11 protein-coding genes are annotated in these 10,008 nt (G+C 60.7%); 2 read left to right on the top strand and 9 right to left on the bottom strand.

What is annotated here, in order from left to right:
- Positions 1–78 precede the first annotated feature (78 nt).
- The 6 genes from HLH27_RS17115 to HLH27_RS14035 form a co-directional block, all read right to left on the bottom strand.
- Entirely contained in the window at positions 79–318 is a 240-nt protein-coding gene (locus HLH27_RS17115; RefSeq protein ID WP_456305493.1) for an RES family NAD+ phosphorylase, read from the bottom strand.
- Positions 315–680, bottom strand: a complete 366-nt coding sequence (locus HLH27_RS14055) for an antitoxin Xre/MbcA/ParS toxin-binding domain-containing protein (RefSeq protein WP_182950660.1) — start codon at positions 678–680, stop codon at positions 315–317. Before HLH27_RS14055 ends, HLH27_RS17115 begins: the two co-directional genes overlap by 4 nt.
- A 376-nt stretch (positions 681–1,056) precedes the next feature.
- Positions 1,057–1,815, bottom strand: a complete 759-nt coding sequence (locus tag HLH27_RS14050) for a DUF72 domain-containing protein (protein WP_182950677.1) — start codon at positions 1,813–1,815, stop codon at positions 1,057–1,059.
- Between the two features lie 127 nt (positions 1,816–1,942).
- Entirely contained in the window at positions 1,943–3,112 is a 1,170-nt protein-coding gene (locus HLH27_RS14045) for a zinc-dependent alcohol dehydrogenase (protein ID WP_182950659.1), read from the bottom strand.
- Positions 3,113–3,166: 54 nt separating this feature from the next.
- Positions 3,167–4,024 carry an SDR family oxidoreductase gene (locus HLH27_RS14040; RefSeq protein WP_182950658.1) on the bottom strand — a complete coding sequence of 286 codons (858 nt, stop codon included), beginning with the start codon at positions 4,022–4,024 and terminating at the stop codon, positions 3,167–3,169.
- 112 nt (positions 4,025–4,136) lie between these two features.
- On the bottom strand, positions 4,137–5,111 hold the full coding sequence (locus HLH27_RS14035) for an SDR family oxidoreductase (RefSeq protein ID WP_338029916.1): 975 nt from the start codon (positions 5,109–5,111) through the stop codon (positions 4,137–4,139).
- Between HLH27_RS14035 and HLH27_RS14030 the strand changes: the two genes are divergently transcribed.
- Positions 5,089–6,414, top strand: coding sequence for a Gfo/Idh/MocA family protein (locus HLH27_RS14030; RefSeq protein WP_246375908.1), 1,326 nt, complete (start codon positions 5,089–5,091; stop codon positions 6,412–6,414). The genes HLH27_RS14035 and HLH27_RS14030 overlap by 23 nt on opposite strands.
- Positions 6,415–6,790: 376 nt before the next feature.
- On the opposite strand, the gene HLH27_RS14025 is transcribed toward HLH27_RS14030, so the two are convergent.
- Entirely contained in the window at positions 6,791–7,174 is a 384-nt protein-coding gene (locus tag HLH27_RS14025; protein ID WP_182950657.1) for a response regulator, read from the bottom strand.
- 27 nt (positions 7,175–7,201) lie between these two features.
- On the bottom strand, positions 7,202–8,386 hold the full coding sequence (locus HLH27_RS14020) for a GAF domain-containing sensor histidine kinase (protein WP_182950656.1): 1,185 nt from the start codon (positions 8,384–8,386) through the stop codon (positions 7,202–7,204).
- Positions 8,387–8,868: 482 nt separating this feature from the next.
- Between HLH27_RS14020 and HLH27_RS14015 the strand changes: the two genes are divergently transcribed.
- Positions 8,869–9,330, top strand: a complete 462-nt coding sequence (locus tag HLH27_RS14015; protein WP_182950655.1) for a hypothetical protein — start codon at positions 8,869–8,871, stop codon at positions 9,328–9,330.
- A gap of 92 nt (positions 9,331–9,422) precedes the next feature.
- Here HLH27_RS14015 and HLH27_RS14010 read toward each other — a convergent pair whose 3' ends face one another.
- Positions 9,423–9,986: a ferritin-like domain-containing protein gene (locus HLH27_RS14010; protein ID WP_182950654.1), complete on the bottom strand. Its 564-nt coding sequence runs from the start codon at positions 9,984–9,986 to the stop codon at positions 9,423–9,425.
- Positions 9,987–10,008: the final 22 nt, after the last annotated feature.

Below are 10,008 nucleotides of genomic sequence, written 5' to 3'. Positions count from 1 at the left end.
TTTCGCGATGATCTGCTCAGGCGTAAAACGCTGACGTCCCATGTAATCCTCCAATCCATATGCCCCATAGGGCTCTCTTCAGAATCGGACCAGTTTTCTCAAGGCAGACCAATAGGCACAGATGGTCAGAGGTTGCGGCTTGAATGGAAAACCCTGCTGGGCTTCAAGCCAGGCCGTCTCCATCCGAAGTGAGGTGTAAAGGGCAGGTGTGCTGACCGGGTTGAAGCGTCCACCGTGGAGCACCGCACCGTCGCCTGATAGCGGGGTGAAAGACCAGCGGGGATTATGAGCCCGGAATACCCGTCCGGTAAACCTCACGCGTAGCCGCCGGTGGCAATACGATCCAGGTAGCGTCGGACGGCATTGGCGCGTCCCTCCCGGACGAGCGCCTCGGCAGTCTGATCACCGAAGGAGGGCAGGGGTTGTGACCGGTACCATGCGAAAGCCTGTTGGGCTGAGCCCGCCCATGGTCGGACGCGATTGAGGATCTCGACCATGTCGCGCAGCCTCGCCTGGGTGGCTGGGCGGCCGAGGCGGGCACTTTTGGAGACGGCGTCACGCGACAGGCCCAGCGTGGCGGCCAGTTCACCCCTCGTGATGTGCAGCATATTGCTCAGCCGTTCTGCCGCGATCAGCCCTGATGGATCGAAGGCGTCGGAGAGGAATGTGGTCTCGGACATGACGGCGTGCCTCATATATTGACCATGATATTGGATCATATATGAGGCAGATTGCCTATGACAAGGATTCCAGTTGGATATGCCCATGCGCTTTGGCATGGTGACTCTGTCACGCAGCGAGACGGGGTATCTCGCGGTCCACCAATCGCAAATATCGTTGGTTGTCTTTCCCCGCAACCAAACGACATGTAGAAAACCCCACGAAACCAATAGGTTCGTGGGGTTTTTCTTTGGGTGCAGGGCAGGGCGAAAATAAACACAAACAAAATCAGACCCTTAATTTCGCAGGTTCAAATCGGGACGCCTAACCGGGTAACCGGAGGTGGATCTTCGTAATAATATCGCAGCGAAAGCGCGTGCGAAGATTTGTTACCGGCTATCCGCAATCGATCAATTCGTTTCCGAGCTCGAATTCAACCAAAGCGTCTACAAGCTGAAGCGCATTCTGTACGGCGGCGCCATAGGTAGTGTTGTCATAGATCGTCCAGACATCGGCGTCGCGCGTGGCGAGCGAAGCCACGATCTTCGCGTGAGCATCGATGGCCTCTGTTCCATAAGGTGACTCATAGATGCGAGGGGAACCGTGCAGCCGAAAATAGACGAGACCCTTCCAGCCTCCGGGTTGCATTGCGCGTGACGGCTTGCCCGGATCCGCCGCGACCCGCGACACATGTTGCCTTTCTAACATGCGGTCGACTTCCGGCTGAAACCAGCTGGCATGTCTCGGCTCCAGAACGACAGGTCCAGCAATCGCGGCCTTCAGATCATCGATGAAGCGTTCGGCGACGTCATGGGGGTAGGCGAAACTCGGGGGAAGCTGGACCAGGACGGGGCCACGTTTGTCGCCCAGGCCGCCCGTTTCCTCGGCAAAGCGTTCAACAAGCGCCTGACAGTCGACCAGACGACGCTCATGCGTGATCGTCCTGGGTAGCTTGACGGAGAAGCGGAACCCGGGCGGCACGCTTGCCGCCCAGCGTTCATAGGTCGTGCGCCGGTGCGGTCGATAGAAACTGCTATTAATTTCGACAGCCGAGAAGCGTGCAGCATAGCGTTCAAGATGCGTGCCGGCCGAGGGAAACTGATCGGCAAGGATGGAAGGGATCGGCCAGCCCGCGACGCCAACGCGGATGGACATTACCTTACAGCAGGCCAAGGCTTTCCTGTCCGCGCTGCCTGCCGAACCCGAGCGTGCGGGCGTCATTCTCGGATCGGCGCGGGAAATATTGGCGTCCATCCTGCCGTCCAGGAAGCCGTGAGCCGTCTCATGGTGTCATGACGACCTTGATGCATCCGTCGCGCTTGTCCCGGAACGTCTTGTAGAGTTCCGGTCCTTCTTCCAGCGTGGCGCGGTGCGTGATGACGAAGGAGGGGTCGATGTCGCCCTTGACGATCCTGTCCATCAGCAGGGGCAGGTAATGCTGGACGGGTGTCTGGGCCATGCGGAACGTCAGGCCCCGGTTGATGGCTGAGCCCATCGGGATCCTGTCCAGAAGGCCGCCATAGACGCCGACGATGGAAACGGTGCCGAAATTCCGGCAGCACATGATGGCCTGCCGCAAGACATGCGGGCGGTCGGTGCCAAGGAACGTCGCTGTCTTGATGCGGTCCACGACCGCGTCGACGCCGCTCCAGGTGTCGGGCTCGGTGCCTACGGCATCGATGCAGCTGTCGGCACCCCGGCCGGCGGTCAGGTCCTGGATGCGGTCGTAGACGTCTTCCGTCTTGAAATCGATGATTTCGGCCCCGGCATCCCGGGCAAGGGCCAGCCGTTCGGGAACGGTATCGACGGCAATGACCCGTTCGGCGCCCAGAAGGAACGCGCTGCGAATGGCCATTTGCCCCACCGGGCCGCAGCCCCAGATGGCGATGATCTGGCCGGGCTGGATATTGCAGAAGTCGGCCGCCATGTAACCCGTGGGGAAAATGTCCGACAGGAAGAGTGCCTGCTCGTCGGTCAATTGGTCCGGAACCTTGATCGGTCCGACATTGGCGTAGGGAACGCGCAGATATTCCGCCTGTCCGCCGGCATAACCGCCAAGAAGGTGGGAATAGCCGAACAGGCCGGCTGGCGAATGACCCCACATCCGTTCCGCCTTGGCACGGTCGGGATTCGTCCGTTCGCATCCGGAGTAAAAGCCCTTCCTGCAGAAGAAACATTCTCCGCATGCGATGGTGAAGGGGATTACCACGCGGTCGCCTACCTTGAGATCGCCGGCGTCTTTGCCGACATCGACCACCTCGCCCATGGTTTCGTGGCCCAGAACGTCACCATGCCGCATTTCGGGGATCATGCCGTCGAAGATATGCAGGTCCGATCCACAGATAGCGCAGGCGGTTACCCGGATGATCGCGTCGCGGCTGTCTTCCATGCCCGGGTCGGGGACGCTTTCACAGCGGATGTCGCTCTTTCCGTGCCATACAAGTGCTTTCATGATTCACCTCCCCGTTCCGGTGGGGCCATGTGGCCGCCGTACGGTATTTCAGGGTCACAGCATCGGGCGTCCCCCGGTGACGGGGATGATAGCGGCGGTCATGTAGCTTCCTTCGTCGGATGCCAGCAGAACATAGGCCGGTGCGACCTCGGCCGGCTGTCCGGCCCGGCCCATCGGTGTGTTCTGTCCGAATGTTCGCACGGCTTCGGGCGGCATGGTCGACGGGATCAGCGGAGTCCAGATCGGCCCCGGCGCCACGGCATTCACCCGGACGCCCTGCGGTGCGAGAAGTTCCCCCAGTCCGGCTGTGAAGTTCGCGATGGCGCCCTTGGTGGTCGCATATGCCAGCAGGTGGGCGGAGGGGGAGTCCGCGTTGATCGAGGTGGTGTTGACGATGGCGGCACCTGGCTTCATGTGCGGTACTGCGGGCTGGGAGAGGAAGAACATGCTGTAGATATTGGTGCGGAATGTCGTGTCCCACTCGGCCTCGTCGATATCGTCGAGTTTTTCAATGCTTTTCTGATGGGCTGCATTATTGACAAGAATGTCGATACCGCCGAATGCGTCCACCGTGCGCTGAATCAGCGTGAGGCAATGCCGCCTGTCCGCCACGTCGCCTGGTAGCAGGACGCTTTTGCGCCCGGCCTGTTGTACCCACGATGCTGTCTCTTGCGCATCATCGTGCTCGTTATAATAGGCAATGGCGACATCGGCCCCTTCGCGCGCGAAGGCGATCGCGACCGCGCGGCCGATTCCGGAATCCGCGCCGGTAATCAGGGCTCTCTTTCCGGCCAGGCGTCCCGACCCCTTGTAGGTGGTTTCGCCGTGGTCGGGCTTCGGCCGCATGGCGTCGGTCCGGCCCGGTGGTTCCTGCGGCTGTACGGAAAAAGATTCTTCGCTGTTCCGGGTCATCGGCCTCTCCATCGTGGTGAAGATGCGTCCGGCCAGGAATGCATGAGAAAGGGCCGGTGCCGCGTATGCCGTGCATTGCCCCGACGAATGGCGCGCGGCGGGGGCGTGCTGTCTACGCGGCAGGGTCGGGAGGGTTTCTCCGGGTGGGTGCTTTCCGGCGAAAGAAGGCGATCAGTCCGAGAGCCGTGAGGATCGTCATCATGGCCAGTGTCTGTCGGCTATGCCTGCCTTGCGGCCATGAGCGGAGACCGCCATCGATTTGTCCCTCCCTGGTGGCCGGGGCGAACAGATTGCCGTCGGTGATGGCTGCCTTATGGGCGGTCGCGAAATATCGCGTCAGAACGTGGTTCATGATGCGCGCCGTCGTGGCAGGGGCCAGCATGTGGGCGAGCCGGCCGCCCCAGGCTCCGGACCCGACCATGACGGTGTCCCTGGGGTGCGCCAGCAGAGCGACAATCGCGACGGCAACCCGTCTTGCATCCAACAGGGGGGGGCGGGGCCGACAGGCGGCGGCCGGTGTAATTCGCGCCGTGGGCAATGCCCGGTGTGTCCACAAAGCCGGGATAGACATCGCAGATATGGATGTGGGGGTGCGCGGAGAGCTCTCCCCGAAGCGCTTCGGAAATCCGCGCAGGCCGAATTTGCTGGCGCTGTAGGCCGCAGCATAGGGCGCGGCACAAAAGCCGCCGACCGAAATGACATTCACGAACGTGCCGAACTCCTGCTCCAGAAAGATCGGCAGGACCGCATGGGCATCGTGCATGTGGCCCATCAGGTTGGTTCGCACGACCTGTTCATGCGCCGCGATGGGAACATCCTGAAATCTGCCTACCGCGCCGACACCGGCGTTGCTGACCCACATATCGATGGTGCCGGCGGCCAGACGGGCCTGTGCCGCCAGTTTCCTGACGGCATCGGCGTCGGTGACGTCGGTTGGTACGACCGTTACCTGCGCGCCGGCTTCGCGGCACCGTGTTGCCACGCTCTCCAGAGCTTCAGCATTGCGGGCTGCCAATATCAGGGTTGCACCCGGGCGGGCCAGGGTTTCCGCCACGGCCTGGCCGATGCCGCTGGAGGCGCCGGTCACCACGACATTTGCCGATGGAAATTCAGACATTTGTCAGATCCTTTCGGGTACGAAGGCTTCGGGGCAGGTCTCGCATGGCAGGAAATGGACGGTAGGGCGGAACCGATCTCGTCTGGTATCAGCAACTGACGGCGACAGGAGGCGTTCAGTGCCCTATCCGAAAATTGTTGGAGGACGGGGCATGGTACGACCAGCCAACGAAACGAGGATCCGCTACGCCGTGATCGGCTGTGGCCAGATTTCCCAGCAGGCCTTCCTTCCGGGGTTGGAAAGAGCGGATAATTCGGTGCTGAAGGCGCTGGTGACGGGCAACATGGAAAAGGCGGAGGCACTGGAGGCCCGATACGGTGTCCGGGTCTGGCATTATGACGACGTGCCGGCATTGATCGCGTCGGGAGAGATCGACGCCGTCTATCTGGCGACGCCTAACGCCTTGCATCGCCATTATGCGGTGCCGGTGCTGGAAAGCGGGCTGCACCTGTTGCTGGAAAAGCCGATGGCGACCAGCGTGGAGGATTGCGAGGCGATCCTTGCCGCCCAGCGCAAGGGCGGCGGCAAGCTGATGATCGCCTATCGCCTGCATTGCGAACCTGCCACGGTGGAACTGGTGAGCCGTTGCCGGAAGGGTGATTTCGGTGCTTTGCTCGCCTTCAATTCGACATTCGGACAGGATTTTGCCGAAGAGAACCATCGTGGCCATTCCGGCTACTGGTCCGGCCCGGTGCCCGATATGGGCACCTATCCGCTGAATGCTGTCCGCAACCTGTTTGGCGAGGAGCCGGTGCAGGTCCATGCGGTGGGCACGCGCACGCCGGGGCGAGGCTTCAATTTCGACGATACGGTCTCGGTCACATTGCATTTCGCCAGCGGAAAGCTGGCGCATTTCATGGTCAGTTACGCCAGCGCGCCAGTCGAGGGCTTCACGCTCGTCGGGCATAAGGGGACGGCCCAGGCTGGGCCGTGTTTCATGTTCGGTCCATCGATCGGCATTACCTACGCGACGAAGATCGACGGCAAGGACGATGTTCGCCGCCATGAGCCGGTCGAGCAGTTCGGCGGCGAGACATTCTATTTCTCCGACTGCATCCTCAACGATCGCGACCCGGAGCCCAACGGTAAGGAGGGGCTGCGCGATGTCCGCGTGCTGGCGGCAGTGGAGGAAGCCCTGCGGAGTGGGCAGACGCAGGTCCTGGCGCCGATGGAGCCCTTTCCGGGCATGTCCGATCGACAAATCATGCGGTTTCCGCCCGTGGATGAGCCGAAAGATAGCGACCTGATCGGCGTGACGCCTCAATCGGCCTGAATCCCGCTTTCACCCCTGAAGCGTCCTCTCCCGGAGGGGACGCCCTGCGGCGACGATCGGCGATAGCTAAGAGCCTGTTTGGAAATTCATGTTGGTGAGCGAGAGCGGCCCGGAACGGGTCGCGCCCGTCGTGTGTTTCCGAGCATCGGAGCGGAGCGGCCTTGATGGCCGTGAGCACCGAAGCACAGGAAACGCGCGTCGGATCGCCGCCAGCGCGCATTTCCAAACAGGCTCTTAGCCAGCGGGGAATGCATCACCCTGCTGGTCATGGCATGCTCCGTTTTCACGCCGGGAAGGTGGCCCGGCCTGAGCGGCGGTAACGTCGGCAATCGCCGTGCGGTTGCCGACGGCGGGATTCTGCCTTTCGATACCTTAATTATATGGTAACGAGGCTTTGAATAATAAGGGGAATTTCTGAAATATTATAAGGTTTGGCAACAAACTGGCTGCGGGAAAGAACGAAGTCGTCCGGCACGGCGTGCATGCCCGATGTGACAAGTACGCCCAGGCGGGGCTGACATTGGCGTGCCTGTAGCGCCAGTTCCAGCCCGTTCATCGGCCCTGGCATGTCGATATCCGTAAACAGAGCATCAACCTGCGCTTTGACGTCGTTCAGGGCCCTCAGCGCCTCGTCCGCATTGGAAGCCTCGCGTACATCGAAACCATTGTCCCGCAATTCGTCTGCAACGGCCAGACGGGTCAAAATCTCGTCTTCGGCAACAATGACGCGCAGGGGACGGGAGGAGAAAGAATCGGTCATTGCTCTTCTCGGGACAATCCTTGCATCTCACTGGCAATCAGGAGAGGAGGCGATTGGCAGGCGGAACGTGAAGCATGTCTCATGCTCGCTGGATGACACGGATAATCGTCCATGATGGGCCTTGGCGATTTCCGACGCGATATAGAGGCCAAGGCCCAGCCCCTGCTGGCTTCGCCGTTCTCCGCCCCGGAAGAAGGGTTGGAAAAGCTTGTCCTGGGCGTCCGGCGGAATGGGCTTTCCCCTGTTGGAGACGGATAGCTGGAATAATGTCTCGTCTGTGCTGGCCCGTACAATAATCGGCTCGCACGGGTCGCCATGTGTTATGGCATTGGACAATAGATTGGAAAATAATTGGCAGACGCGCCCGCTGTCACATGTTACAGCGCGCTTCATCATGAACTGTGTTTCAATGCATCGCTCCGGTTGAACTGTCGCTACTTCTTGAACAATCTGCTCAAGGATGGGTTGCAATGCATATTCGATATTCCGCTCGAGTACGATGCCGTCTCCCAGCCGACCGCGCGCGAAATCCATCAGGTCGTTGATCAGCGCCGCCATGCGGGCAGTGCTCTTTTGCATCAGGGGCACAAGTTCTGCCGCCCTTTCGGGGCGACGAAGAAGCACCCGGGTGCCTGAGTCGATCGACATCAACGGGTTGCGCAGATCGTGACCCAGAACGGCAATGAACTGTTCGCGGAGTTCGGACTGGGTGCGCTCCCGCGATAACGTGACCTCATTTTCGGCCAGTCGTGCACTCGCATCCACATGAAACGCAACCAGATCGGCGAAGATGCGGAAGGTGGCAAGAATTTCCGGCCGGTTCAGATGATGGGGAACGGGATCGGATGCGCAGAGGGTGCCGAAGAATGTTCCGTCGGGCAGGAGGATCGGAACTGAAATATAGCTCTGAAAACGATATCGCTGAGGCGCGGGGTGGCGAGCATAGGCGGAGTCGATTTCGATATTATCGATCACGACCGGCTCGCCCCGATGAAGGACCTCGTGGCTGAGTGTCGTCTGAACGGGCAGATTGTCCCCGGCCTTCAACCCCAGACCGGTGCCGTCGCGCACAGCGCAGGCAATCCAGTAATCCTCGGTGACGCGCGCGATCGCGGCGAAGCGCAATCCCGTCGTATGATGCACAACATCGAGAATTTTCATAAGGGCTGGGACGCGGCCTGCTTCCTGAATGACTTCCCAATATTTTGCCATCTACTGAACAATCTCTCTGCACCGGGATCATCGACACATCTTTTTTGATCCTTTAGGAGCGATGATTGCACAAAGCGGAACAGAGCACGAGAGGGTGTAGCCGACTGAAGTCTGGGAGGATGTTTCCAAGCCCCGCTTGCGGCGGCCTGACGGCGGTTTCCTGCGCTTTGCGGCGGGCGGCCATCAAGGCCGCTCCGCTCTGATGCTCGAAAATCACCGCCAGGCGTGCGGCTGGCGCCACGCTTCCACTCGCCATCGGAGCTTTGAAACAGCCTTTGAGTCTGTCCATGCGGGGCTGGCGGGCCCGTCAGGGACGCTCCGGCCCCCGTTCCGCTCTCGCGACGGTTCGGTAGCCTTATTCTGGGCATGGTTGGGCGTTAGGACTGGTGCACCTGCACATCGGGTAGCACGTATTCTTGTAGAGGGCTGGAATGGAGGAACGGGCACCGCAAGCGCCGGCAGCGTCCCGCATGGCGCCAGACATGAATCCGGCAGACCATCATCTGCTGGCGTTCTATCGATCGGAGATCCGCTTCGAGAGCGAAGTGGTGAATGGCCGTTTGCAGGCCCTTCTGGGCTCTCAATCCTTCCTCGTGATCGCGTATGCAACCGCGGTAACAGGATCGAACAACCACTGGGGCAGTGCCATGGTGCTGCTGATTCCGGTCCTGTTTTCCCTTCTTGGGCTCGTACTGGCCCTCATGGCATGGCCGGGTATCCGGGCTGCCTACGCGGCGATTGCGAAATGGGAGACAAAGGAGCGTGCCTTGCACGACCAATGTGCGTCTCTGGCCAATTTCACGCTGGCTGCCACCGAAAACGATTCGATCGATATGACACGCCGGAGCCAGGAAGGGGCGCTATTCGCCCATCGCGCACCGATTGTCTTCGTGATCGCGTGGATAGTTTTTGCGATCATTCCATTTTGCCTGTGGCTTGAATAGCGTTCAGTCCACATTACCAGGCAGGCCCGGCGCGTGGGGCTGCTGGGCCGACCGGAGCCGCAGGGCTCCGGTCGGGGCTCCTCAGCCGCAGATCAGGAGAGGAACGGCACGCCCTCATGGGCCACCAGAAGATCATGCAGGTCGGTGGCGTGGTCTTCCTCGTCCGCCAGGAATCCTTCGAGCATGATACGGGTGGTGGGGTCGTCGTCGCCGAAATAGCGGATCAGTTCCTGATAATGTTCGATCACGACGCGCTCGGCGATCAGGTCCTGCTTGACCATATCGACGAGATTGCCGCCATTCCCGTATTCCGTCGCCGAGCGTGTGGCCAGCCCCTCGGGGTTGAAGTTCGGCACGCCGCCAAGCTGATCGATCCGCTGGGCCGCGGCCAGCATGTGCTTGCGCTCGGAGGCTGCATGTTCGGCGAATTCGCGACCCACGCTTTCGCTGGTCAGGCCCTCGACGGAAATGGAATGCATGGTGTAGCGCAGGACACAGACAAGCTCGGTTGCGACGACCGCCTGAAGAAGCGCGATCGTCTTTTCTACGTCTCCCCGATAGGAGGGCATCACCGCACCGTCATCGAGAGATTTCTTTGCCCGCTCGCGCAATGTCGTCACATCGGAGAGGAAAGCATTTTTCGTCTCGGTGGCCATGACTGATCTCCTTCTGTCTGAA

Source organism: Gluconacetobacter takamatsuzukensis (assembly GCF_014174275.1).
Lineage (GTDB): Bacteria > Pseudomonadota > Alphaproteobacteria > Acetobacterales > Acetobacteraceae > Gluconacetobacter > Gluconacetobacter takamatsuzukensis.
This window is presented reverse-complemented; position numbering and strand designations above follow the sequence as displayed.

What these genes read in the sequence shown, in the direction of transcription:
- HLH27_RS14020 (WP_182950656.1), bottom strand. Translation starts at nt 8,386, where the DNA reads ATGGCAAAATATTGGGAAGTCATTCAGGAAGCAGGCCGCGTCCCAGCC.
- HLH27_RS14050 (WP_182950677.1), bottom strand. Translation starts at nt 1,815, where the DNA reads ATGTCCATCCGCGTTGGCGTCGCGGGCTGGCCGATCCCTTCCATCCTT.
- HLH27_RS14010 (WP_182950654.1), bottom strand. Translation starts at nt 9,986, where the DNA reads ATGGCCACCGAGACGAAAAATGCTTTCCTCTCCGATGTGACGACATTG.
- HLH27_RS14025 (WP_182950657.1), bottom strand. Translation starts at nt 7,174, where the DNA reads ATGACCGATTCTTTCTCCTCCCGTCCCCTGCGCGTCATTGTTGCCGAA.
- HLH27_RS14040 (WP_182950658.1), bottom strand. Translation starts at nt 4,024, where the DNA reads ATGACCCGGAACAGCGAAGAATCTTTTTCCGTACAGCCGCAGGAACCA.
- HLH27_RS14045 (WP_182950659.1), bottom strand. Translation starts at nt 3,112, where the DNA reads ATGAAAGCACTTGTATGGCACGGAAAGAGCGACATCCGCTGTGAAAGC.
- HLH27_RS14055 (WP_182950660.1), bottom strand. Translation starts at nt 680, where the DNA reads ATGTCCGAGACCACATTCCTCTCCGACGCCTTCGATCCATCAGGGCTG.
- HLH27_RS14015 (WP_182950655.1), top strand. Translation starts at nt 8,869, where the DNA reads ATGAATCCGGCAGACCATCATCTGCTGGCGTTCTATCGATCGGAGATC.
- HLH27_RS14030 (WP_246375908.1), top strand. Translation starts at nt 5,089, where the DNA reads ATGCCGCTGGAGGCGCCGGTCACCACGACATTTGCCGATGGAAATTCA.